Origin of the sequence: Paenibacillus glycanilyticus (assembly GCF_030161375.1) — a bacterium.
GTDB lineage: Bacteria > Bacillota > Bacilli > Paenibacillales > Paenibacillaceae > Pristimantibacillus > Pristimantibacillus glycanilyticus_B.
On sequence record NZ_BSSQ01000014.1, the window covers coordinates 194,643 to 219,501 of the forward strand.

A 24,859-nucleotide genomic window follows, 5' to 3' on the forward strand; every position below is an offset into this window, starting at 1 on the left:
CCGGTCGAAGTTCGAAGTTTAACTACCCATCTTCATACCACGTTTAAGCAGCATAAGAACAAGCATAATCGCAATCAATAATAAAACGATTGTACCGCCCGGAGCAAGGTTCCACACCCCTGCAAGCATCAACCCAAGGACGACAGCAAGCTCGCCGATCACGACAACGGTAATGACGCTCTGACGGAAGCTGCGGGCTATTATCAGGCTGCAGGCTGCGGGTATCGTCAGCAATGCCGAGACAAGCAATGCTCCTACGATTTTAATAGACGCGCTAATCACAAGTGCAGTAAGCACGCTAATCATAACATTATAGAACCGAACGGGCAAGCCGCTTACAGCCGCCGCATCCTCGTCAAACGTGAGCAGGAACAGCTCTTTCTGTTGAGAGATGATGGCTACGAGCACGACGATGGTTACGACCGCAATCGTAATCAAATCCACGTTATCGAGGGTAAGAATACTACCGAATAAATAGCCGTTCACATTTACGTTGTAACCTCTGCCCATCGTAAACATAATCGAAGCCAGCGCAACGCCGCCCGACATAATGATGGCAATAGACAGCTCAGCGTACGTTTTGTACGTCTTCCGCAACTTCTCGATAAAGAACGATGCGATTATCGCAAACAACAGTCCTACCGCGACCGGATATACGCCGATCAGAAATCCTAATGCTACCCCCGCAATGGATACATGGGACAACGTATCCCCAATCATCGATAAACGGCGCAGCACCAGAAAAATACCGATAAGCGGCGCAGTGATCCCGATCAATACGCCGCCAATCAACGCGCGCTGAAAAAACTCGCTAGCTAATATCTCCAACCGTAACGACCTCTCTTTTACTTTCCATTTGATGACGAAGTTCCCGCAAGCTATGGGTTAAATCATTCTCCACGCAATCCTGAAGCTCATGGGAGTGTTTCTTATAAAATTTTAACTTGCCGCTTTCGATGGCTGGCTGTTGTCCGAGATAAGAACGGATCATCTCCATATCGTGAGATACCATTAGAAACGTAATATTATGATGCTGATGCATATGCTTGATCATATGGAAGAAACCTTCTTGCGTCTCGGAATCAATCCCAACCGTCGGTTCATCCAGAATGAGAAGCGATGGATTATTAATTAATGCCCTGGCGAGAAACACGCGCTGTTGTTGTCCGCCGGACAATTGGCCGATCCGCTTCATAGCCAAATCCTCGATGTTCATCGCATGCAGCGCATCGTCGCATTTCTTCTGATCCGCTTTCGTAATTTTGCGGAACAATTTATTCCGGGTATATAAGCCGGATAAGACGACTTCCCGGACGGTTGCCGGGAATAAAGGGTTAAAGGAATTTTTTTGCGGCACGTAACCGATCCGGTCCCAGTCCTTGAATTGGGAAACGGGCTGGCCGAACAAACGAATCGTACCGCTATCCGGTTTAAGCAGCCCCACAATCATGCGCAGCAAGGTTGTTTTGCCCGCTCCGTTGGAACCGATAAGTCCAATAAAGTCTCTCTCTTTCACCGAGAAATTAAGCCCTGAGTGAACCGCTTGATTCTGATACGAGAAAGAAACGTTCTCAAGGGTAATAATATCTTGGTGACAACTGTTATTTTGCATCGTTGCCCTCATCTCTTTTGCATATTGATTCTGGTTATGCCTGTAATCCGGTTAATAAGTTTTGCAGATTTTGCTTCATCAGGCTAACGTAATCTTCGCCTGCTTTTTCCTGCTTTGGCGTCAGACCTTCGATCGGATTAAGAACGAGCAGCTTTGTCTTTGTCTCGCTCGCAATCGTTTTAGCCAAATCCGGAGAGACCAGCTCTTCAAAGTATATATATTTAATGCCTTCGGATTTCACAAACTTCGCAACTTTAAGCAAATCTTGAGCACGCGGTTCCGCATCCGGCGAAAGGCCCGTAATGGCAATTTGCTTCAGACCATAATCTCTCGCCAGATAACCAAATGCCTGGTGGGATACAACAATCGATTTATGGGGCGCTGCCGAAATTTTGGCTTCGAACTCTTGGTCCAATGCCTCAAGTTTGGCAACCAGCTCGTTATAATTGGCTTCAAACTCATCCTTATGCGCCGCATCGGCCTGAACCAAGCTGTCTTTCACATTGCCGGCCATAATAATGGCAGACTTTGGACTGACCCAAGTATGCGGATCTACGTCAAGATCGTGGTCATGATTATGTTCTTCATCCGAGTGTTCTTCCTCATCCTCGGGATTACCGTGAATCAGGTTAATTCCCGCGCTCATTTCAGCTGCGATCAAACCGTTATTTTTAGGCAAACCTTTCAAAAAATCGTCGGTCCAACCTTCAAGACCGGCACCGTTATATAGAAAAAGCTGCGCTTTTGAAGCTATCGTTAAATCTTGGCTTTTTGGCGTCCAGTCATGCGGCTCCACCCCGGCCGGGATCAGATTGACGACATTGACGTTGTCGCCTCCGATTTCTGAAGCCAAATAATAGAGCGGATAAAAGCTAGTTACGACATTCGTCTTGCCCTCCACAAGCGTTTTGCCCGAGTTATTCCCGCAAGCTGCCAGCAAGACGGTCACCGCTATCACCAGCAAGCTTAAATTTCTAGTATATCGCATTCGTATAATCTCCAATCAACCTCTTCTTAGTAATCGTTACTATTACGTTTTAGATTATACGAGCGGGTTCTGACCCTGTCAACAAAAAACTATTATCTACTATTCACACGCTTGTACCCCGGCATACGTGGATACACAAGAGAACCGCCGCGGATTTAAGGATCCGGGCGGTTCTCTTGTGTGGTTATTTACTTCACGATTGCGCCGTTAGGCATATCTTCAGGTACCGTCGCCAATGTTAATTGATCACCGTGCGATGCCGCCAGAATCATGCCTTGCGACAATTCGCCGCGAAGCTTCACCGGCTTCAGGTTAGTTACGCAAATGACTTTGCGGCCAACCATTTGCTCCGGCGTGTAAAACTTCGCAATGCCCGACACGACTTGGCGTTGCTCATAACCAAGGTCCAACTGGAGCTTAAGCAGCTTATCGGCTTTCGCAACCGGCTCGGCAGCAATAACCTGCGCAACGCGAAGCTCAACTTTGCCGAAATCCTCAATGCCGATTTCTTCCTTCGTTTCGACCGCAGGAGCAGACGCTGGTGCCGTTTGCTCCGCAGGTGCAGCAGCTTCCGCCTTAGCGGCAGCTCCGCCGCCCATAGCACCGGCAATATAAGCTACCTCTTCCGCCGCATCAAGCCGCGGGAAGACAGGTGCGCCTTTGCTGACGCGCGTGCCGCCTGGCAGCTGGCCAAAGCGATTCGTGCTTTCCCAAGTGGTCAGTTCGCCTTCTTCCAAACCTAGCTGGCGCCACAGCTCCCGCGGAGCATGCGTCAGGAACGGTTGAAGAAGAATCGAAATCATCCGCAGCGATTCCGCAAGGTGGTACATAACGGAAGCTAATTCACTTTGCTTCGCTTCATCCTTGGCAAGCGCCCAAGGCGAAGTCTCGTCAATATATTTATTCGTACGGCTAACGAATTGCCAGATTGCAGCGAGAGCAACCGAGAACTCCATCGTTTCCATAGACGCTTCCACTTGTCGAACCGTATCTGCCGCAAGCACTTGCAGCGACTCGTCAAATGCCGTCACATTACCGCCGTAAGCCGGGATTTCGCCGCCGAAATATTTATCAATCATCGCCACCGTACGGTTCAGCAGATTGCCGAGGTCATTGGCCAGATCAAAGTTGATCCGGTCAACAAAGTTCTCCGGCGTGAAAGTTCCGTCAGATCCAAAAGGTACTTCCCGGAGCAGATAATAACGAACGGCATCCAGACCGTAACGGTCGATCAATGTTACCGGATCTACGACATTCCCTTTCGATTTCGACATTTTGCCATCCTTCATCAAAAGCCAGCCGTGTGCAAATACTTTCTTCGGCAGCGGCAGTCCCAGCGCCATTAACATGATTGGCCAATAGATCGTATGGAAGCGGACGATTTCTTTGCCGACAAGATGAACATCGGCCGGCCAGAAGCGATCGTACAGATCGCTGTTATTGCCCTCAGCCCCGTAGCCCAATGCTGTAATATAGTTGGACAACGCATCAATCCATACATAAATCACGTGTTTCGGATCGCCTGGAACTTTTACTCCCCAGTCAAACGTTGTACGCGATACCGCGAGGTCCTCTAGACCTGGCTTAATAAAGTTGTTGATCATTTCATTCTTGCGCGATTCCGGTTGAATGAACTCCGGATTGTCCTCATAATGCTTAAGCAGACGGTCTGCGTATTTGCTCATCCGGAAGAAATAGCTCTCTTCCTTCACCAGCTCAACCGGGCGTCCGCAATCCGGGCAGTTGCCGTTGACCAGCTGGCGCTCGAGGAAGAACGATTCGCATGGCGTGCAATACCAGCCTTCGTATTCCCCTTTATAGATATCGTCCTGCTTCAGCAATTGGGCAAAAATTTTCTCCACCGCTTCTTTATGGCGCGGTTCTGTCGTACGAATGAAATCATTGTTCGAGATTTCCAGCTTCGACCACAGCTCTTTGATGCCAACAACAATATCGTCGACAAATTGTTGAGGGGTTTTATTTTTGTCCTTGGCGTTGCGTTCAATCTTCTGGCCATGCTCGTCTGTACCGGTCAAATACCATACGTCATAACCGCGAAGCCGCTTGTAACGCGCCATTGCGTCCCCGGCCACCGTCGTATACGCATGACCGATATGGAGCTTGTCGCTCGGATAATAAATCGGGGTCGTAATATAAAAGGTTTTGTTATCGTTACCCATTGTCCATTCCTCCAACTTCAAATTTCATCATTTTTGAACGCAAAAAACTCCCGTCCAACATGGGACGAGAGTTACGATCACTCACGCGGTACCACCCAAATTCCCGCTGCGCTCACCCTTCTGGTGAAGAAGCACAGCAGCTTCGTGTGCCGCCTTGCGGGGCGGCTGAGCTGTTAACGCCAGCTTCGCGCCATCTCCTTACCTCATCAAGGAGGCTCGGAAACGGATTCTCCGGGACCATCTTCCGATGTTTATCCATACCGGCTTCCAGCGCTTTGCCCGGCTCTCTGTTATGGCATCTTCATCGTACTTATCCGTTCATCGAATATATGCTTATATGACAAAATATAACCAATTGGGAGCTACGTTGTCAAGGAGCAGCCGTACCTTCTCCGCTCTTGTCGCCATCCACTGGCGGAACAGGATCGTAGCCTCCCGGATGAAACGGATGACAGCGTGCAATTCGTTTGGCTGCCAGCCAGGAGCCTTTCAGCGCCCCGTGTTTCTCCAACGCTTCAAGCGCATAAGCCGAGCAAGTCGGATAATAACGGCAGGTTGGCGGTGTCAGCGGCGAGATGACCTTGCGGTAAAAAACGACCGGTGCCTTCAATACTCGGACAGCTGTGCGGCTTTGGGCCATCAGTTTGCTCCGGTGGCCGACTCTTCTTGAATGCAGTCCTTACAGTAGCCGAACACTTCGAATTTATGCTTCACCACTCGGAAATCATCCGGAACGGCCGTCTGCTCCATCGGACAAAACGTAATCGGATACGTATGGCCGCATTGCAGACAGATCATGTGATGATGATGCTCGTTTTCCCTGCAATGCAATTTAAACTTTACGCCATCTTCAAATATGACTTGCTCGATGACGTTCAGCTCCTCCATCACCCGCAAATTGCGGTATACCGTATCAAAGCTAAGACCCGTATAGGATTTGCCCATATATTCATAAACTTCCTTAGGTGCCAAGTAACCCGGCGTCTCCGCGAATAATTTGGCCAGCGATTTGCGCTGATCCGTGATGCGAAGACCTTGTCCGGCCATTCTTTGTATTATTTCTTCAATTGTATGCAATGAAAGAACCTCCGACAATAAAGTGTCTTTCTATTCATAATGCCGAAAAAAAAGACTCTCGTCAATGAGAGTCTTTCGGGCAAGGATTAACCGTTGAGCCGCATGTTGATCAAAAAACTTGCGCACATAGCCAGAAATAACAGAACACTTATAACGGAAACCGCTTTACGCCTTTTTTTCGCCGTTGCCAGCCGCTCTCCGCCTGCCGGATTCTGCGCGGCTTCCGTCACGAACCGGTGCATGAATAATAACGTGATTACCGAAGCGACAAAAAACATATTAATGACAAACCAGATTGCCGTCCACATCATACCGGGCATACCCCCTGCTTCTCTTCCAATCTACCCGCTATAAATACCATTTGTTCAAAATAATCATCAAAACGACAAAGCTGACGATCGCCCCGACAAAACAAATCCATCCATAACGGAAACGCTGCTGGAACATACGCAGGATGCCAAGACTAAGCAGCCCGAAGATAAGCAATAAAAAGACGACTCCAATAATGAATAATGAAGCTGAGATGTCACTGACATCGACTAAAGTCACTGCATACACTCCCCTATGTATTAATGCAAGAACATACTATTAGCATTATAAGGGATTGTCCATCCATTCGCCAACCGCAATCGGTAAAATTGATGACAAATTCCGACAGGCAAGGCCCTGAATTAGCGGCCTTTCAACCATCGGATATCCGCTTCATAATAAGTACCGGCTCGCGGCCTTTTGCGAAGCTTCACTTGTAAAATATAATTTTTCACAACCGCCTGGCATATGGTCGGCCTAACAAGCTTTGGCAATTTGATGGTTTCCTTCTGGTTGTTCGGAAGTCCTTCGATCCGCAGCCGGTCATCCCGTACGTATAAGCGAAGATCTTCCCGGCTTGTTTCACGCGGAAGGTGGAACTTCACAAGCAAGTTATTATGGGTTTCAAAAAAAGAAATCCCTTCGTTTGCTTCCGCCTGATCCAGTATGGAATTGGCTGCCGCCGGCAGCGACTTGGTCATCATTTTCCGGACGAATTTCTCAACCCAATCCGGCTCCTTCATGACATCAAAGCCTTTCGGAAGACGCTGGCCATCCAGCCATCTCTCGAGTTCATCCCATTTGTTATCCACGTTCCCGTTCACCTCCAGCCGTTCTCTCCAACATATGCTGGCTTAAGCTAGGCGGCTACTTGCAGGGGATGATAGGCATCTATCCACACCGGCCGCGGAACCTCTGGGCGAATGCCGCATACGATAATATACAAGACGCTTAAAGGGAAAAGGGTGAGTACGATGCCTTCTATTGTTGGATTTGTAAAAGTAGTTAGCGTTGGTTCAAGCGCCGTTATTCAATTCGGAGACACCGTCCAAGTGTCGCCGTCCAGCCAGACGAAAACCTATGCAGGCTCCGGCTCGTTCCTGACGGGAAGCCTGGCCAACTCGAACAACGCGGTCAGCGCTACCAACACGCTAGATCCGGACGTGCAAGACAATTCTCAGAACAACCTGGAAACCGTGGTGTAGGATATGAATTGGACGATCTATCAGACGATTACGATTCAGCAGCTTAGAGTAAACAGCGTCTCCAATAGCTCGGTCCTGCAGGTCGGAAGCGCAGGATCGATCCGTTCATTATCTCAAATGTACAATTCGGGAGGGTTTACGGGACCTGCTCCGCAGCTTGGCGAAGAAAGCCCGCTCTCCCTAGTCCCCCTTCCGGATCCCGCATAAAGAGAGGAGGCTGTCAACATGCAGCAGCAGCCGCCCGGCAACGGGCTGTCTCCATGGCAAGCTTGGTCGCTTGAGCTTCAGTCAAAGATGAAGTTGCAGCAGACGTTAATCTACTCCTTGGAGCAGCAGCTTGCTGTTCTTAGCGAGCAGCTGAAGCAGCTGGAGAACAAGCCTACTTATCATATCGAGAAGCTGGAATATCATTTTGACCAATTAAAAGTCGAAAAGCTTGAAGGAACATTAAATATCGGAATGACGCCGCCCGGCATGCCTAACGGAGACGGGGATATCGAGCAGTTGTCCGTTCCCCCGCAAAAACCAAATGTATATCCCGCCGCTGCCTCCGGCTTAACGCCACCGTCCGAGCCTTATGCGGATGTGCGGGCAAAAGCAGATCGTTATTTGACGCTTGAGGGCGTGCAAAAGCTAATCGCCCTGGAGACGGAATACGGCGTAGATCTTGATCCCTACCACCGACGCATGGTTCTGGAAGATATCCGGAAGCAGTTGCCCTCCCGCATTCATTTCTATATGGAACTGAAATCAGAAGAGCAGGAATCCGATAGCGGAGAGACGCAGACCGAGCAGCAGAGGAAAGAAATGATTTTATCCAAAACGATTAGAGATGCCGACGCAGCCATGCAAAGATACGTCCTGCAATTAAAAAATGGCAGCAACAGCTGACGGGAGATGCTCACGATGGTGAATTTCACCGTTCATAATTGCGGTTTAACCGTGGGTGCAATTGAAATTTTGGGGGTGTCGGCAGCCTCCATGTTCCAAATCGGCGATTCCGATTATGTCACCCTTTACTCCATGTTTGATACGCCGCCCGAATCTGTCATTGCCGGCCCAATCGCCCCGCTTCCCACTCCCGAAGGAGAAGAAGATGCGGTTGGCGAATCTCCGATGGCCGGTTAGGAGGCCCTTGCATTGCTGGAACAGAATTATCCTATCCGCGTTGCCCAAATTGGTCTCGTATCGGTTGTAGACGTATCGCTAGGTGCCATCGTTCAATTCGGAGACCGAGCCGAAGCGACGCCAAGACTGAATGCTCTCGCCGTTCAACGCGCGATCGACCACACGAAAGCTGGCAGCGTTTATTTCGAATCCTACCCCATCTTCAACCGACCTTTGCCAAGTCTCGTAGACCCGGTTGCAGACAGTGGCGAGGACGTTAGTATTCGAAGATTTAACCATTGCCCTCGCATAAATGTTGGCTGCATCTATGTAACGGCAGTAGGCTCCACATCGAGCCTTCTTGCCGGAAATGCGATGAGAACGACCGCCGAATCCCGGATCAAGCACATCAGACAATACGAAGCACATCTCGTTAAGCTCACCTAGGCGATTTCATCAAAACCATTTGCACAGGTACAAATGTCCAGTTTCTCCGCAAACTCCTCTCATATATTGGTCTTGTGATTCCGAATCGAATCACAACAACGACTCAGGAGGAATGAACAATGGGATACCCTGTAGCAGGTGCCAATACGGGCTACGCACCGGTTCAAGGAGTCTGGAACAATAGCGCTGCCTATATTCTTGTTTTGTTCGTATTGCTTGTCATTATTCTCCGTACTTGCAGCTGGTTCTAAGCGATTCAGCTGCAAGTACGTCTTGAACGGGAGCCTTTGTACTCGCGTTCTTATATGGCATTTACGCCACAACAAACGGGGGTGTCCCATAAGTCATGTAAATGACGATGGGACACCCCCGTTGTTATTTAGGTTAAACGGCAACCTGCGCAATTAATGTTCTTCCGATCGTCATTGCTCAGGGATTCCTTGAATTAAGATTTCAGAGGTAGGAATGCCTGAGCAAAAGCGAACGCTTCAAAGCTTTGAAGTAAAGAGCAAAAAAAGCACTGCAAGGGTGAACTGCAGTGCTTTTTTCATAAAAAACGTGTTCTTGTTATGACAGATTAAGTGCCTATAAGTGCTTTATACTTGGCTGCATATTTGCTAACGCTTTGCACGAAGGTCGCATGGGACCAGGTCAATGGAGCAACGGATAATGGCGTTCCATCGTATGGATTAAGCTGCTCCGGAAGAAGTCCGCTCGACAACGCGTGCTCGACGACCCACTCCAAGGTTTGGCGAGGCCCATCAAGATCAGCCAGCGATTGCGCAGCTTCAATCTCGTAGTTGGCCACCCATAACGTACAGATGATCCATGGATTTCCCGGCACTTGATCTATCTCGCCAGTCTGCTGGAAATAATAATCGTTCGTATATCTGGCGATTCCGCCGATATTCGTCCGGACGCGCAGACCGTCCTTAATGGCATGCATCGTTTTGACGACGCGTTCGTCATGAACGGATAATACGCCAAACTCCCACAATCCAAACAAACTGCTCTCCAGCGTCATGTCCTTCACCCAGCGGTTATCCCGTTGAACAAGCCCGCGTGCGAAACGGCCGGTCTCTTCATCCCATAGATGGGTTAGAATCCCGGTTTTGATCGTATGCGCCATGTTGCGGTAATGATCGCTCCGCTCGTAATCGCCAAACAGCTCCGTAAAGAAAGCTCCCGCCATTAGACCGGCATATACGGAAGACGCCGTATACGTCCAGATACCGTAACGCTCCTCCCAAAGATCGTAGCTTGGCTTCGGAAGAGACAGCTCAGGGTCGATATATTCGCTTAGGAATGAAGCGGCTTTGCGAATCAGATTGCTATAGAGCGATTGAGGCAGCTCAATGACCTGATTGCGCGAGTAATCCTGCCATAAGGCGAACAGGACAAGCGCCGTTTCATCCTCCTGAATCGGGATCCTCTGGCTCCCCTTCACGATATACGGATGCCAGCTGGAGCCCACGGTTCCATCCGGATTGTACTTATGGTACAGATATCCTTCCGGGGAGAGCGCATTCGCACAGAAATGGAAAAAAGGAGCAATAACGCTCTGATAACCGGCCATAGACATCGCTTCGGCAATAAGCGCTCCGTCGCGCGGCCACATATAGCTATAATGATCCCGATTATATTGCAAAATGTCGGTATCGTTCGCCGCCAGTATCGCACCACGCTCATCCACCTGCGTCCGGACTAGCAGCAAGCTATTCTTGAACATTCGGATAACCTCTTTGGGCAAATCCCCCAGATCGGTCTCGGCGCGTTGCAGCCAATGCTTCCAGTAAATCACGATTCGGCTTAACAGCTTCTCTGGATGGTTATCCTTCACATACCTGTGGAGCGTCTTGACCTCCTCCAGATTTTTTCCAACGGACATCCAGTAATACATCGTCTTCTCGCCGTTAGCCGGCACGGTAGTGCGCAGACCAATCGTACTGTCAACGGAGCCTTGGGCAATCGTGTTGCCCATAAGCACGCCATCTTCCGCGTCGCGCCAGGTTCCTTCGGCAGAATGAAACCTTTTGACCCCGGTGGAATACTGCATTATGCCGCCTTCATCCGTACAGCCGCTAAACATAAAATAGTTTGAGCGTTTATAGTGGAACATCGTGTTATTTTCCGGATAAAAGGCCGCCGTATCCCCTACCTCAGAACCTTCAATCATCAGGTCCTGATGGAAGAACAGTCTTGCTTCCCGGCTATCGTTCCTCTTGTTGCGTACAACAACCCGCTTAATGTAGATGCATTCGCGCTGGTGAATACCGTCGTTGATATGAAGCTCGACGCCTAGTCCCTCATGCTTGGCAATAATATTCGTCACAAGGGCATCGTCGATATAATTCAGTTCGAATGTCCATTCCTTCTCGTCCAACCAGGAAAATGCGCCTCCGATCCAGATCCCGAACCGGCAATAGTGTCCGCCAACATGGTTAAGCTGTCCGACATACGGAAAATAAATATCCCGAATAAAACAGTGTTGATCCAAATTGAGCAGCAGCTTGCCATTGCCGATTACAAGGTGACGGGCCATCTTTCTGTCCCCTTTCTAGAAGCAAGAAGTTGATCGTACAAGGCCATATATGCTTTAGCCGAACGGCTCCAACTGTAATCTTCCTTTCCGGCATTATCCACAATGCGGCGCCATGCCGTTTCGTCACGGTAAAAGCTGAGCGCCCGGTTCAGGGTATACCAATAATCGTCCGCATTATAATGGGTAAAGCTGAAGCCGTTACCTTCCCCGGTCTCTTCATTATAGGATTGGACCGTATCCTTTAGACCGCCAGTTTCCCGGACAACGGGTATAGAACGGTAACGAAGCGCGAGCAGTTGGCTTAGTCCGCATGGTTCAAACCGGGACGGCATTAGGAAAATATCAGAGCCTGCATAGATCCTTCTTGCAAGGCGGTCATTATAACCAAGCCAGACGGCAGCTTTCTTCGGGTAACGGGCGACCAGCTGGTTCATCGCGTTCTCGAAATGCCAATCTCCCGCTCCGAGTACGACCAGTTGAACGTCTTCCTGCATAAGCTGTTCAAGCTTCCAAGTGATCAGATCAAGTCCCTTGGATTCCACTAGCCGGCTGACAATGCCAAGCAACGGAATGTCTTCCGACTCGGGAAGACCCAGCTCCGCTTGCAAACTCAGCTTGTTTTTCCGCTTGCGGCCAATAGACGAACGGTAAGGCGTATGTAGGGCATCATCGTTCATCGGATCAAACAATTCGGTATCAATACCGTTGACGATACCCGTTAAATCAGCGGAGCGTGCACGCAGCAGTCCGTCCAACTGTTCGCCATACTCCCAGCTTTGAATTTCGCGCGCATATGTTTCGCTAACTGTTGTCAGTTTGTCCGCATAAACAAGACCGGCCTTCAAGCAGTTTGCGGCACCATGAAACTCCAGCTTGTCATCCGTGAACAACTCGTCTCCGGCACCAAGCAGATCCTTGATTTGCTCCATGCCGAAGACACCTTGATACATTAAGTTATGGATCGTAAATACCGACTTGACGCCATCCCAAGCCGGATCATTCGCGTAACGCGTACGGAGCAAGAAAGGAATAAGACCCGTCTGCCAGTCATGGCAATGGACAACATCCGGCTGGAAGTCCATATACCGGACGGCCTCCATAACGGCAACACAATAAAATACGAAGCGCTCGGCGTCGTCTCCGTAACCGTAGAGTCCTTTGCGCCTGAAATAAAACTCATTGTCGATCAAGTAATAAATAACGCCGTTGATTTCCGCCTTGAACAAACCGCAATATTGGTTTCGCCATCCGAAGCTGACTTGAAACTCCGCAATTCTCTCAAACTGTTGAATATAGTGATCCGGAATTTCCTCATACTTCGGCATTACGAGTCTAACATCAGCACCTCGCTGTTTCAGTGCTTTTGGCAATGCGCCAGCAACGTCAGCCAGACCTCCTGTCTTAGCCAGTGGATTCGCCTCGGAAGTCGCCATTAATAGATTCACGTCTGATCACCTCATACCCTATCCAAAGTTTTAATTGCTATATTTATATAATTTTACGTTTGCCAGCAAGAAACGGATTTTCCACGGAACCGCGAATATCGCGGTCATATTGCACTCGAACATCCTTATCCAATATGCAGTGCTGGATTAAGCTGTTCTCGCCAATGTCGCCATTTTGCATGATGATGCTATTGCGGACAACGGCCCCTTTGCGAACGTGCACGCCGCGGAACAAAATGCTGTTCTCGACCGTGCCTTCGATCCGGCAACCATTGGCAATAAGCGAATTGGATACTTTCGAAGTGCCCAGGTAGCGTGCGGGCGGTTCATCTTTGCCTTTCGTAAATACGGTGCCCGGCTGGAAGAACACTTCGCGCCATACATCCGGTTCGAGCAGACTCATATTGCTTTGATAGTAACTGGACAATGTATTTACAACTGCCAAGTAACCTTCATGCATATAGCCAAAAACCCGAAGTTTATCGATTCTTGAGAAAATCGCGTGACGGACCAAATGGTCTTGCCCTTGTGCCAGCGAAGTCTCGACGAGTTCCATCAGCAGGTCTTTCCGCATGATGTACATCTCCATGGAGGAGACGTCGCTGTGCATTCTGCCATAATGGTCTTGCATGGCCGTAATGCGGCCGTCCGCGTTCATCTTCACCTTGCGCGCTTTGCCGCCCATAAGATCGGCATGTTTCTTGCACACAATCGTAATATCGGCTTCGCGTGCCTTGTGGGCTTCGATAATCGGCTCGAAATCGATGTTGCATACCATGTGGCTGCGCGCAATCACAACGTATTCCAAGGTGGAACGGTTAAAGTAGTCACGGTGCTGATAGAAATGATATAAATCGCCGCGGCTAACTTCCTGAATATCATCCGTTGCCGGAGGAAGCAGGAATAGTCCGCTCTGGCGATTGTTTAAGTCCCAATGGTCGCCTGATCCGACGTGGTCCATTAGAGAACGAAATTTCGTATGCGCAAATACGGCTACTTTATTAATGCCCGAATTGACCATACTGGAGAGGATAAAATCAATGAGACGGTATCTCGCCCCAAACGGTACGGTAGCCAGACACCGATTTTGTGTCAGCCGTTCCAAATCATCGGTTTCGTGAATTAGATTAATAACGCCCATTACTTGATGCTTCATGACGGCTCCACCTCCAGTAGTAAAGGTTCATTGGATACAAATTCGCCTACGGCTACAACGGTTATCGCATCATCGTCCGGACTGCCGATGCATACACCGTCTTCGATTACCGCACCTTCGCCTATAATCGCCCTGTAGATGCGGGCGCCTTTGCCGATTTGAACATTCGGCATAATGACAGATTCGCTAACGATACTCTTCTTGCCGGTCGTCACGCCAAAAAACAACACGGATCGTTCGACGTCGCCTTCTACGATGCAACCTTCCGTTACCATCGAGGAGGTTACGCTCGCGCCGGAGGCCATATATTGAGCCGGCCTGTTCGGACTGACGGAATAAATGCGCCATTCTTTATCCGCAAGATCAAGAGATGGTTTGTCGTCTAGCAGGTCCATATTCGCTTCCCACAAGCTTTCGATCGTGCCGACATCTTTCCAATAACCCCGGAAGGAATAAGCGCTCAAATGCAAGCCATCTCTCATCATAGCCGGGATAATGTCTTTGCCGAAGTCATTGCTGGAATTGCGGCTGGCTTCGTCATACATCAAATATTTCTGGAGAACCGACCACGAGAAAATATATACGCCCATCGACGCGATATTGCTCGTTGGCGACTTTGGTTTTTCTTCAAAAGCCGTAATCCGATCCTCGTCATCCACATGCATGACGCCAAACCGGCTGGCTTCCTTCCATGGCACTTCAATTCCTGCAATCGTAATATCCGCGCCAGACTTCTTGTGATGCTGCAGCATCAAGTCGTAATCCATTTTATAGATATGGTCACCAGAGATGACCAGAACATAGTTAGGGTCATACCGTTCTATGAAAGCCATGTTTTGATAGATCGCGTTTGCCGTGCCTTTATACCAGACGCCGCCCTTTTGCTTCACAAAAGGAGGCAGAATAGCCATGCCGCCATCCTTGCGGTCCAGCCCCCACGGACTTCCAATTCCCAGGTACCGATTCAATTCCAGCGGCTGGTATTGCGTCAGTACGCCTACCGTATCAATTCCGGAATGTGCGCAATTGCTTAACGTAAAGTCGATAATGCGGTATTTTCCGCCAAAATATACGGCCGGCTTCGCCAAATCCTTTGTGAGAACGCCCAGACGCTTACCTTCTCCTCCTGCCAGAAGCATTGCAACCATTTCCTTTTTTCGACCCATGACACCAACCCCTTCTTATTGTGTGTCCCCACTCACAAATCTGAACAACTGGAAGGATAGAGGGGGGAGATAGATGGAAATGCTCTGGTTATAGCCGTGCCAGCCCAATTTCTCGCTGTTATACTTCCTTTTTGACCGTGAATCGGTACCTCCGAACTGTCCTTCATTGCTGCCCAGAATCATGCGATAACAGCCCGGCTGCGGCACGCCTAATCGATAATGGGAATACCCGTTTCTGGAGAAGTTGGCGACCGTGACGGTAAAGCCATGCTTGCCATAACGAATGAAAGATATGATTGACTGTTCAGCATTATTCACGTCGATCCATTGGAATGCCGTAGCGTCCTGATCTCTTTCCCAGAGAGAAGGCTCCTTTGCATAGACATGATTTAATGCTTTGACATAATGCTTCATTTTGCCGTGAAGAGGGTAATCGAGCAACATCCAGTCAAGCGGGTCGCGGTCCTTCCATTCGTCGAACTGCCCCCATTCGCTGCCCATAAACAGCAGCTTTTTGCCGGGATGCGCAATCCAGTAACCGTACAGCAGCCGGAGCTGGGCAAATTTCTCCTCGTAGGAGCCAGGCATTTTGTTAAGCAAGGACCGTTTGCCATGTACGACTTCGTCATGCGAGAAAGGCAATACAAAATTTTCCGTGTAAGCATACAAAAGTGAGAAAGTTAATAAGTGGTGGTAGTGTGTGCGGTCGGCAGGATCATACGACATGTAGCGCAATACATCGTTCATCCAACCCATGTTCCATTTGAAATTAAAACCCAGCCCGCCTAAGTAGGTAGGTGAGGTAACTGCAGGCCAAGCGGAAGAATCTTCTGCAATCATTAGTGCGTCTGGGTAGTAGTGAAATACGGTTTCGTTTAGCCGTTTCATAAAGCGGAGAGCGTCTAGATTGTCTGTGCCGCCATGCTCATTCCAGGTGAAGAGTTCCGGCGGTTTATCCATGTGGAGATTGATCATGCTGGCGACGGCGTCAATCCGAAGACCGTCGAAGTGGTACATATCCATCCAATAGATGGCGTTGGAGATTAGAAAGCTGATAACTTCGTTTCGTTTGAAATCAAAGGCCAATGTCCCCCATAAAGGCTTTTCGGCAAGCTTCTTGTCATTTCCTTCAAAGATCGGAGTTCCGTCAAAACTTCTTAGACCATGATCATCCTTGCAGAAATGTCCCGGGACCCAGTCCAGGATGACGCCAATTCCGTGAGCGTGGCAGCAATCTATGAAATTCATCAGCTGCTTTGGCTCGCCATATCGGCTGGAAGGCGCATAATAACCGGTAATCTGATAACCCCAGGATTGGTCAAAAGGATGTTCGTTAAGCGGCATCAGCTCAATATGGGTATAACCCATCTCGGCGACATAAGGAACCAACTGCTGGGCAAGCTCATCATAGGTGAGGAAATCCTCTTTCCCTTTGAGCCGCCAGGATCCGGCATGCACTTCGTACATGATCATCGGATTGGAGTAAGCCGTTTTGTTCTTTGCCGTGTTCATCCACTTCTGGTCTCGCCATGAAAATCCGCGCAGATCAGACACAACGGAAGCCGTTTGAGGACGTCTTTCAGCGAGATTGGCGTAAGGATCTGCTTTGAGCAATCGCTCACCGGAAAAGGTCGCAATCTCGTACTTGTATACAGCGCCTTCGCCAAGTCCAGGCACAAAGATCACCCAGACGCCGGTAGAACCGATGCGCTCCATCAACAAACCGGTACGATCCCAGTTGTTAAATTGGCCAACAAGCCGAACTTCCTTCGCGTTGGGAGCCCAAACTGCAAATCTGACGCCTTCTTCACCTTCCCAATCCATGACATGAGCGCCCATGAACCGGTAACTGTGGTAAGAGCAGCCCTTGTTGAACAAGTACAAATCGCTCAACATCAGGCCGTACGGTGCCGTTTTTTGAATCATTTCCGACAATCGCCTCCATTGGGTTAGAATGGTGCCGTTAACGTTGAGGGTTCATTTCCCGGAAAATGGGGAGTTACCTACATTATACATATTTTCATGAAAATATACACCCCATTTTCAAAGCACCATGTAACATTATCTTACATAAATCTAACAATTTTTCTGCAAGACTCGATTTATGTAATAATGTTTAACACAGAACCCTTTCGAAACGGCTTGACTCGTACAGTTGGTCCAGCTGCAATCGACCATTTTTTTCGTTCTGCGGGGCATTACCGTGTGCGGGTCCCCATGTCTCATCAATCTCTGATGGTGCATGGAGCATAGGTCTCTTGCTTTTACGGGTTTGGAGCAATTGTCGATCCCGCATGTTTTCATGCTGTTATATCCCTCCTAGAAGCAAACCTGCGTTTTCTTATATTACCTGAGAAATAATAGACATATAAAGCTCGCTGTTAGCTGATCATTCTATCATTTCGTCATAGATATAGCATCTTCCGCATAATAGAACCGTTTCCTGCCGACAAGTTTAATTTATTAAACCAAAACGGTTTTAATTTTGACGATTCTGTTAAATACAGCAAAGCTATTGTATAGTGCAGACATACAGCTTATACTCGTTTTTGTAAATTGGCATGTTAGGCATTAAGGGAGGATCATTTATTGACAGCATTCTACCACATATTCCAGATACTAGATCAACCTATGGTGCTTGTCAAAGTATCGCGAACAGCAACAACCGTTCACGAAACCAATGAAGCCTTCTGCAGGCTTTCGGGATATACGCAGGAGCAGTTGAAAGACGCCTCCATTGAGCTGTTGATTACAAAACATTTACCTTGCGACAACAGTCAGCATTTTACGCAGGAGACCATTCTGATTACTTCGGGAGAGCAGGAAATTCCCGTTTATCTTGATTTCCGGCCATTAACGGTAACCGATCAGGACGAAGCCATCTACGCCCTGATCATGTTGGAGGTTACTAGCGAGTATGCGTTGCATGAGGATTCCTTAACGGTGATCAATCATGTATCGGAGCCTGCCAAGCGGTTGAAAATGTGGATGGCCAAACGAGATCTCAGCGCTAACCAACTATCTGCGGCTACGCACATCTCGCTTCAGACGATATCCAAGCTGCGCAATGGCCATATTGCCAAGCCCAACCGTTTGACTGCCGAGCTTATAGCCGGGGAACTGCAAGTCGCCGTCAGCGATATCTGGCCTGAAGTACGAAAAGGCCGGTGATCGCTGGCTTATTTTTTTTCGGCAACAACTCGGGATAAAAACGGACTTGGCTCATCCGTGTAATAGAGATGTAGTTCATGCATAGCGCGGGTGCAAGCGGTGTAAAACAGCTTGCGCTCGCTTTCCTTGCCATATACACGGCTTGAAGCGTTATAGAGAATGACGGCGTCAAACTCTACGCCTTTGGCCAAATACGACGGGATAACGACAATGCCGTTCTCAAAAGTGACCGTTTCCTTCTCGATTAGCCGCATGCCAGGACAATGAACGGCTAGCGCCTCGAACGCCGCCTTGCTTTCCTCGGCAGTCTTGCAAATGATTGCAATGGATTGCGCCCCTTCTTCCTCTAACAGACGAATACGCTCCTCAATCTTGACATGAAGCTCCTCTTTACCTGAGACTTCCGTGATCGTCGGTTCTTCTCCATGACGATTAAACGGCACGATTCGACTTCCGCCCTCAATCATTAAACTCGTAAATTCGACAATTTGCTTAGTGGAGCGGTAACTCCGGGTTAGTACGATTGTCTCAGTCTCCTCTTTGCTGTACAGTTCGCCAAGCGGATCAAAGCCGTTTCCGAGTGCCGCGTGCGCAAAGATAGACTGATTCAAGTCGCCTAACGCCGTCATTTTTGCCATTGGGAAAACTCGCTTCAAATAATAAAATTGGAACGGCGAATAGTCCTGTGCCTCATCGATAAACAAATGCCTTACCGACGTATTCGTTTGGAAGCCTTCAATTAAATCTTTCATATATAAGTACGGTGTTGCGTCTTCATAAGTAAGTACTCCCAGGTTCAGCTGCTCCGCCGTTAGCTTGCTTATCGCAGCCCACTCCTCTGCACGAGCAGGGTCAAGCCCGGACGCAAGATCACGCTCATACAACCGGCGGTACAACGTTTGCGTGTCAATAAACCGTAGTTTCTTCACGCGGCTCCGCAATCGTTTGAAGCGTTCTTGCACAATCATGGTAGCCAGAATATCCTTCTCCCGTTCGAAATCGTCAAAAAAGTCGGAGTCCGTTTTGCGGCGCATTTCGTTATAGGCATGAATGTACTCTTCTTTGTCCAACAGCTCCATCTCATCCTCAACCCACTGCTTCTTCCGTTCTTCCTTGCTTAATCTCGTCAGTTCTTTGAGCATCCAGTCAGCAACCATTTTGAGCCGGTTTGGAATCGAATACGATCCATCGAGCCCGTAAAATTTCTGCTCGATCTCTTCTGCCGAAATCAGCTTCCGCCCTCTGAACTTTATGGATTTGAACAATAATCCCGATCGGCCTAACGATTCGACATATTGATCGATCACTTTCATGAAGGCCGCGCCCGATTTATGTCGAATGGACGCCATGCGGGTCTCATAGTCCGGATCGTCCATCCCGCCAAGCGTATATTCCATCTGCGCGAATGGGTCCTCCAGAGCAAACGATTGTCCAATCCGGTGCTCCAAATATTGCTGATAAGTGGTTTGCTGCATGTTTTGCTCGCCAAGCTCCGGAAGAACGGTAGCTACGTAGCTGTTAAACATGGGATTAGGCGAGAACAACACAATCTGGTCCGCCTGAAGAGTTCCCCGGTAACGATACAGCAAATAAGCAACGCGCTGCAGCGCGGCAGAGGTTTTGCCGCTGCCTGCAGCACCTTGTACGATGAGCAGCCGCGCCCGCTCATTTCGTATAATCTGGTTTTGTTCCCGTTGGATCGTGGCTACAATGCTTCTCATTTGCGAATCCGATTGTTTGCCCAACACCTCTTGAAGCAATTCGTCGCCAATTGTTACTCCGGTGTCAAACATACTAACGATCTGTCCGCGCCGAATGACGAATTGGCGTTTCAGCTTCATCTCGCCGGCAATTGTTCCGATTGGCGTGTCATAGCGCGCCGGCCCCGGAGAGTAGTCGTAATAAAGACTGGATACAGGTGCCCGCCAGTCGTAAATCAAATAATCGGAGCTGTTCTCATCCAGCATCGAGCCGATGCCCAAGTATATCCGTTCTTCATTAGAACTACCCTCTTCTATGAAATCGACCCGTCCGAAGTAAGGGGTCTGTTCCAGCTTGCGAAGCATCTTAACCTGCTGTGCGGCATGCCTGTGGCTGTGTTCGCGTTCAGCCAGTACTTCAGCCTGCTGCTTCAAGCTCGCCGCGGATTCCGCAGCTTCAGCCGCATCTTCAAAGTTCAGCGTGACATCGTCCCAGAAGTTTTTCCGGATATCAACAATGTCTTCCCTCATACCGCTTGAGGTTTGCAGCAGCTTCCCAAGCTGCTCGCGAATGATCCGCATAACGCGATCCACTCGTTTCTGCTCCTCTTTGTGCTGTTCGTCCTGCATGATTAATCCTCTCCTTCAAGCGCTAATTCTGCATTGTTATAACGCATATCAAATGTTCGGTTTCCATTGTAACAAAATCTGCCTGTCTTCGTGTATCGGCTTTGCTTAAAAAAAAGCCAACAAAATCGTATTGATCCTATGAAAACAAGCGATTATAATGGCAAAGGCAGAAAATCTATCATACACCTTGTGCAAACGGTTTGCAATTTTTGCATATTCGATAAGGAGTACAACAGGAGGCACTATGTTTAATTTGTGGTTTGGCGCACTATTTATGCTTATCCATTTTACCTTATTTCTGATTTCATACCGGTTATTTGGACGAGTGGGGATATATGCCTGGATTGGCATGGCAACCGTATTAGCTAACGTTCAAGTAGTCAAAACCGTGGAAATGCCCTTGGATATCATTATCACGCTTGGCAACACGATGTACGGCACCATTTACCTCGCATCCGATCTTCTTAACGAGAAATACGGAGAGCGAGCAGCCAAGAAAGCGGTTTGGTTCGGCTTCTTTACGCTAATCGCGTCTACGGTTATCATGCAAATGGCGCTTGTCTTTCATCCGGACAGCTCTGAATTCGCCCAAGATACCAACAACGCCCTTCATACGATCTTTGGTCTGATGCCAAGAATCGCTCTTGGCAGCTTATGCGCTTATTTCGTCAGCCAGTTTCTCGACGTACGGATCTATTCCATGCTTAAACGGCTTTTCCCCGCGCCGGGGCAGCTGTGGATCCGCAACAACGGAAGCACGGTAGTTAGCCAACTGGTGGATACGCTGATCTTTTGTACGATCGCTTTTGCCGGCACATTGGAAGGAAGCGTATGGGTCTCGGTCTTTCTATCGACATACATCATTAAATTTATTGTTTCCATCTTCTCTACACCGTTCTTGTATGCGGCAAGACGATTTACGTTCAAAGAAGAGGACCATTAAACGTAAAAGGGCTCCCATGGCGGGAGCCCTTTGTGTTTGTTTGCTAATCTAGTTCGACAACCCGATATCATCGAGCATAATTTTACCCGGTCCGCCGATAAAACGAAAAGTAATCTGGCTGATGGATAAGTCTTTATCGTTTGCGGCTTGCGCAAAGCCGGTTAAAGGCAGACGGTAAGTCTGAAATACCGATTCCGTCTCATTCTTGTACTTTCCGCTCTTAATGGATTTCTCTAGCCAAGGAACAAGGGTATATGTCGTCTGAAAAGGCTTCTGAACCGCCATATAATCGTTAAGCGGAAGGATAACCTGCTCCCCGGTTGTTGCCGTTAATTCAATTTGAATTTGCGGTGACGAATTCTTATGCACGGGATCCAGCTGCGAAGACATATTGGCGAGAGAAAACGCAAACACCTGCTTCGCTTCTGCCGCATCGGACAGCGAGAAAGGCTTGGATAGGCTTAGTGTATAAGAGCTGTCCTCCAGCCATTCGATCTGTGCCCCTACCGTCCCCTTGTTATTATGATCGCGATCCTTCACATCCAGCTCATCCCATGACTTAAGATTGTCCCCTTCCAGCTGTCCGCCTTGCGGCATCGTGGATTTATTTCGATCTTCGTCGAAACGGGTCCATTCATCAAATGAAGAATCTTCAAACCGCGATACATATGCCGTCGAGTCCGGCAGCCATTCAAGCCCCGCACGATAATCCTGCAGCAGCGGAACATAATCCGATTTCTGGTGCAAAGTTGCTTCCAGGAAAGCGGAGACGTACACTTTGGCGGCTTGCTGCTGCTCTTCCGGCTCCATCATTCCGCGTTGGCTAAGGAATAACCCGCCTGGCGGGCGTTCATCCATAGTCCCCCACTCCGTGTTAAACCGGCTGTGATTGGCCTCGGACAAATAAACGGAAGCTTTCATATACCCGGAGTCTGGAGTGAAACTTGACCTTATATATTGCCGGTCTCCGTAGAAATCATTAACGTCCCCGTCCCGTGCTCCCTGCAAGGTCAAGTAATTGACATCCGTAAGCTTCGCGGACTTGTTGTCAATCGTCTTATCCGTTGGAGCAAGAGCAATAACCGTTTGAATGCGAACTTGCCCATTGTTTAAGCTTTCCAGCGTACGGTCGGCATCGAACCAGGTATCGCGGTCTGCTGCCATCGCAACCGCTTGACCTCCACGGGAATGCCCGATGAGAGCAATATTAGAGAAATCGACCCGGTTATAAAAGGCGTTGCCCTGCTCTTCGCTAAAAGTTTGTATCTGTTGGATATGCTTAAGCAGCATCCAAGCTCTTACCTGGAAATCATTATCCGGAATACCAGACCAAGTTGAGTAGTTCAAGAAATTCTCGTCAACCGAAATCGCAATAAAACCTCGGCTAGCAAGAAGTTTCCCTAAATAATCGTACCCCGCGTCAGAGAAGTCTTCCATTAAATGATTACCATGCACCATCAGCACTAACGGAAAAGGCCCTTCCCCTTCGGGCATCCAAACCCGTCCGTTCAGAGGCAGATCGTGTTGATCAAAACCCCAGAACTGCTCTTTCATCCAATACCAATGTTTGATGTAGTCGGAAGCATCTACGGATTTGGAAATCAACGCAGCATCCTCTTCATATTCGTCGCGCTGTTTGTCAGTTCCGCTTCCATAGGTAAAAAAGCTGTACTCATAACTACCCGGTTCGCCAGGATTATCAACGTCCAGCAAGGATGAAGGCGAGCCGTCTAATTGTTCGGCACTCGCGAACACGGCTGCCGCTGTCCCGCCTCCAAAGGGTTCTTTAACCCAAATGCCTATACCGGACACGATCATAGCGCCCAGAACGATACCCGCAATGATTCGGATCCGGCTCCGGCTAAACCAACCAATCAGTATACCTGCAATAGCGCCAATTGCCGTATATATAAGTGCGCATATGACCGAATTCCATATTTCAAAATCCGAATAATAGAGAATATAATAACATTCAAAGCCCACATACAGCAGAAAGCCCGCAAACAAACGCGGAACCGGCACGTACATGAAAGACAATAGAATCGCGATTACCTGAGAAGCGATTAATAGCGCCAATGCGTTAGCCAGCACAAACGCGCCAATATCAATAGCCATGCCAAACCCGGTAGGCATGCCTAATGCCGCTGCCGTTATCGCAGCCGAGCCGAATAACAACAAACCGGCGGCGCCAGCACGCCAAAGCGGTCCATCATATTCAAGCCGCCTTGCAGTCCGGCGGCGAAGCCAGTCTGCAAGTCTCTTTCTCCACGGCCCGCGCTCCGGCAGCGGCTGCGGATGCGGCTCCATTAATTCGAGTTCCATAACGACTCCGTTTCTTTGACGAACAGCCAATTCCGTCCATCCCGGCGTTCGATCTCAACCGGAACATCAAAAAACCGGCTCATCCGTTCCGTAGTCAATACTTCATTCGTTTGGCCTGCAGCGAATACTTCGCCTTGTTTAATAAGCAAAGTTTGATTGAAGCATGGCAAAATTTCTTCCACATGGTGAGTGACATATATAATAGTAGGTCCGTCTGTTGCGACCTTTTGTACCATCGATAACAACTGTTCTCTGGCAAAAATATCAAGACCTGTGCAGGGCTCGTCCAATATAAGCAGTTTTGGCTTTGCCATAAGCGCTCTTGCGATTAAGACGCGCTGTTTTTCCCCTTGCGACATCGTGTCATAAGTACGCTCGGCAAGATAAGCGCAACCCAAATCCGTCAATAGCTTCAATGCCTGTTCAAGATCTTCTTCATCGGTATGGTCATAAAGACCAATCGTGGCAAACTTTCCGCTTAATACGATGCGGGTAGCCGTTTCGCTTCCGTACAATTTTTGCTGAAGGGATGTGCTTACCCAGCCAATGCTTTTGCGGAGTTCGCGAAGATCGTATTCGCCAAACTTATTGCCAAGCACCGATATCTGTCCGCTTGTTGGCCATATATAGCCGTTTATCATATTAAGTAGCGTTGTTTTCCCGGAACCGTTCAAGCCTAGCAAGCACCAATGCTCATTTGGCCTTACTTGCCAATTGATATCTCTAAGTACATGCTTGTCCCCGCGTTCCCAGCTTGCTTGCTGAATATCAATAATCATCGGTCGTTCCCCTCCCATACACCTATAAATTATAGGTAAAATCGGGCAAAGCGGCAATCCAAAGTTATTGACATTCCTTA

General features: G+C 48.8%; 25 protein-coding genes. 8 read left to right on the forward strand and 17 right to left on the reverse strand.

What is annotated here, in order from left to right; genetic code table 11:
• Positions 1-18: 18 nt before the first annotated feature.
• The 9 genes from QQK89_RS17350 to QQK89_RS17390 form a co-directional block, all read right to left on the reverse strand.
• Complete coding sequence (locus QQK89_RS17350) at positions 19-828, reverse strand: metal ABC transporter permease (RefSeq protein WP_284239897.1); 810 nt, start codon at positions 826-828, stop codon at positions 19-21.
• Positions 812-1,612 carry a metal ABC transporter ATP-binding protein gene (locus tag QQK89_RS17355; RefSeq protein ID WP_284239898.1) on the reverse strand — a complete coding sequence of 267 codons (801 nt, stop codon included), beginning with the start codon at positions 1,610-1,612 and terminating at the stop codon, positions 812-814. The genes QQK89_RS17350 and QQK89_RS17355 overlap by 17 nt, the downstream gene beginning before the upstream one ends.
• Positions 1,613-1,646: 34 nt before the next feature.
• Positions 1,647-2,600, reverse strand: a complete 954-nt coding sequence (locus tag QQK89_RS17360) for a metal ABC transporter solute-binding protein, Zn/Mn family (RefSeq protein WP_284239899.1) — start codon at positions 2,598-2,600, stop codon at positions 1,647-1,649.
• A gap of 188 nt (positions 2,601-2,788) precedes the next feature.
• Complete coding sequence (metG, locus tag QQK89_RS17365) at positions 2,789-4,780, reverse strand: methionine--tRNA ligase (RefSeq protein WP_284239900.1); 1,992 nt, start codon at positions 4,778-4,780, stop codon at positions 2,789-2,791.
• Positions 4,781-5,150: 370 nt separating this feature from the next.
• A complete protein-coding gene (yidD, locus tag QQK89_RS17370; RefSeq protein ID WP_284239901.1) occupies positions 5,151-5,420 on the reverse strand; it encodes a membrane protein insertion efficiency factor YidD in 270 nt (89 codons plus the stop codon).
• Positions 5,420-5,857, reverse strand: coding sequence for a Fur family transcriptional regulator (locus QQK89_RS17375; RefSeq protein WP_284239902.1), 438 nt, complete (start codon positions 5,855-5,857; stop codon positions 5,420-5,422). The genes yidD and QQK89_RS17375 overlap by 1 nt, the downstream gene beginning before the upstream one ends.
• A gap of 86 nt (positions 5,858-5,943) precedes the next feature.
• On the reverse strand, positions 5,944-6,168 hold the full coding sequence (locus QQK89_RS17380) for a hypothetical protein (RefSeq protein ID WP_284239903.1): 225 nt from the start codon (positions 6,166-6,168) through the stop codon (positions 5,944-5,946).
• A gap of 37 nt (positions 6,169-6,205) precedes the next feature.
• Complete coding sequence (locus QQK89_RS17385; RefSeq protein ID WP_284239904.1) at positions 6,206-6,406, reverse strand: hypothetical protein; 201 nt, start codon at positions 6,404-6,406, stop codon at positions 6,206-6,208.
• A gap of 122 nt (positions 6,407-6,528) precedes the next feature.
• On the reverse strand, positions 6,529-6,978 hold the full coding sequence (locus QQK89_RS17390; protein WP_284239905.1) for an Hsp20/alpha crystallin family protein: 450 nt from the start codon (positions 6,976-6,978) through the stop codon (positions 6,529-6,531).
• A 162-nt stretch (positions 6,979-7,140) separates the two neighbouring features.
• Between QQK89_RS17390 and QQK89_RS17395 the strand changes: the two genes are divergently transcribed.
• The 6 genes from QQK89_RS17395 to QQK89_RS17420 all read left to right on the forward strand — a co-directional run bounded on the left by QQK89_RS17395 (position 7,141) and on the right by QQK89_RS17420 (position 9,176).
• Positions 7,141-7,371, forward strand: a complete 231-nt coding sequence (locus QQK89_RS17395) for a spore germination protein (protein WP_284239906.1) — start codon at positions 7,141-7,143, stop codon at positions 7,369-7,371.
• Between the two features lie 3 nt (positions 7,372-7,374).
• Complete coding sequence (locus QQK89_RS17400) at positions 7,375-7,578, forward strand: spore germination protein GerPB (RefSeq protein ID WP_132304456.1); 204 nt, start codon at positions 7,375-7,377, stop codon at positions 7,576-7,578.
• Positions 7,579-7,596: 18 nt separating this feature from the next.
• Positions 7,597-8,262, forward strand: a complete 666-nt coding sequence (gerPC, locus tag QQK89_RS17405; RefSeq protein ID WP_284239907.1) for a spore germination protein GerPC — start codon at positions 7,597-7,599, stop codon at positions 8,260-8,262.
• A gap of 15 nt (positions 8,263-8,277) precedes the next feature.
• Positions 8,278-8,499 carry a hypothetical protein gene (locus QQK89_RS17410; RefSeq protein ID WP_434481708.1) on the forward strand — a complete coding sequence of 74 codons (222 nt, stop codon included), beginning with the start codon at positions 8,278-8,280 and terminating at the stop codon, positions 8,497-8,499.
• Between the two features lie 12 nt (positions 8,500-8,511).
• Positions 8,512-8,925 (forward strand): spore germination protein GerPE, encoded by a 414-nt coding sequence (locus tag QQK89_RS17415; protein ID WP_284239908.1) that lies wholly within the window; start codon positions 8,512-8,514, stop codon positions 8,923-8,925.
• A gap of 119 nt (positions 8,926-9,044) precedes the next feature.
• Positions 9,045-9,176, forward strand: a complete 132-nt coding sequence (locus QQK89_RS17420) for a sporulation protein YjcZ (protein ID WP_284239909.1) — start codon at positions 9,045-9,047, stop codon at positions 9,174-9,176.
• A 326-nt stretch (positions 9,177-9,502) separates the two neighbouring features.
• Here the strand turns inward: QQK89_RS17420 and QQK89_RS17425 are convergent, their stop codons facing one another.
• From QQK89_RS17425 to glgB, 5 genes are read right to left on the reverse strand one after another with little or no spacing between them, the layout of a single operon-like run.
• Complete coding sequence (locus QQK89_RS17425; RefSeq protein ID WP_284239910.1) at positions 9,503-11,467, reverse strand: glycoside hydrolase family 15 protein; 1,965 nt, start codon at positions 11,465-11,467, stop codon at positions 9,503-9,505.
• Positions 11,449-12,912 (reverse strand): glycogen synthase GlgA, encoded by a 1,464-nt coding sequence (gene glgA, locus QQK89_RS17430; RefSeq protein WP_284239911.1) that lies wholly within the window; start codon positions 12,910-12,912, stop codon positions 11,449-11,451. Before glgA ends, QQK89_RS17425 begins: the two co-directional genes overlap by 19 nt.
• A 43-nt stretch (positions 12,913-12,955) precedes the next feature.
• Positions 12,956-14,068, reverse strand: a complete 1,113-nt coding sequence (gene glgD / locus QQK89_RS17435) for a glucose-1-phosphate adenylyltransferase subunit GlgD (protein WP_284239912.1) — start codon at positions 14,066-14,068, stop codon at positions 12,956-12,958.
• On the reverse strand, positions 14,065-15,234 hold the full coding sequence (locus tag QQK89_RS17440) for a glucose-1-phosphate adenylyltransferase (RefSeq protein ID WP_284239913.1): 1,170 nt from the start codon (positions 15,232-15,234) through the stop codon (positions 14,065-14,067). The genes glgD and QQK89_RS17440 overlap by 4 nt, the downstream gene beginning before the upstream one ends.
• Before the next feature lie 15 nt (positions 15,235-15,249).
• Positions 15,250-17,160 (reverse strand): 1,4-alpha-glucan branching protein GlgB, encoded by a 1,911-nt coding sequence (gene glgB, locus QQK89_RS17445; protein ID WP_284239914.1) that lies wholly within the window; start codon positions 17,158-17,160, stop codon positions 15,250-15,252.
• Positions 17,161-17,823: 663 nt separating this feature from the next.
• Between glgB and QQK89_RS17450 the strand changes: the two genes are divergently transcribed.
• On the forward strand, positions 17,824-18,405 hold the full coding sequence (locus tag QQK89_RS17450; RefSeq protein ID WP_284239915.1) for a helix-turn-helix domain-containing protein: 582 nt from the start codon (positions 17,824-17,826) through the stop codon (positions 18,403-18,405).
• 8 nt (positions 18,406-18,413) lie between these two features.
• Here QQK89_RS17450 and helD read toward each other — a convergent pair whose 3' ends face one another.
• The gene (gene helD, locus QQK89_RS17455) at positions 18,414-20,735 is read right to left on the reverse strand and encodes an RNA polymerase recycling motor HelD (protein ID WP_284239916.1); all 2,322 of its coding nucleotides are present in this window, start codon (positions 20,733-20,735) and stop codon (positions 18,414-18,416) included.
• A 244-nt stretch (positions 20,736-20,979) separates the two neighbouring features.
• Between helD and QQK89_RS17460 the strand changes: the two genes are divergently transcribed.
• On the forward strand, positions 20,980-21,678 hold the full coding sequence (locus tag QQK89_RS17460) for a queuosine precursor transporter (RefSeq protein WP_284239917.1): 699 nt from the start codon (positions 20,980-20,982) through the stop codon (positions 21,676-21,678).
• Positions 21,679-21,726: 48 nt separating this feature from the next.
• On the opposite strand, the gene QQK89_RS17465 is transcribed toward QQK89_RS17460, so the two are convergent.
• Both QQK89_RS17465 and QQK89_RS17470 read right to left on the reverse strand, forming a co-directional pair.
• The gene (locus tag QQK89_RS17465) at positions 21,727-24,030 is read right to left on the reverse strand and encodes an alpha/beta hydrolase family protein (RefSeq protein ID WP_284239918.1); all 2,304 of its coding nucleotides are present in this window, start codon (positions 24,028-24,030) and stop codon (positions 21,727-21,729) included.
• Positions 23,985-24,779 carry an ABC transporter ATP-binding protein gene (locus QQK89_RS17470; protein ID WP_284239919.1) on the reverse strand — a complete coding sequence of 265 codons (795 nt, stop codon included), beginning with the start codon at positions 24,777-24,779 and terminating at the stop codon, positions 23,985-23,987. The genes QQK89_RS17465 and QQK89_RS17470 overlap by 46 nt, the downstream gene beginning before the upstream one ends.
• Between the last annotated feature and the right edge of the window lie 80 nt (positions 24,780-24,859).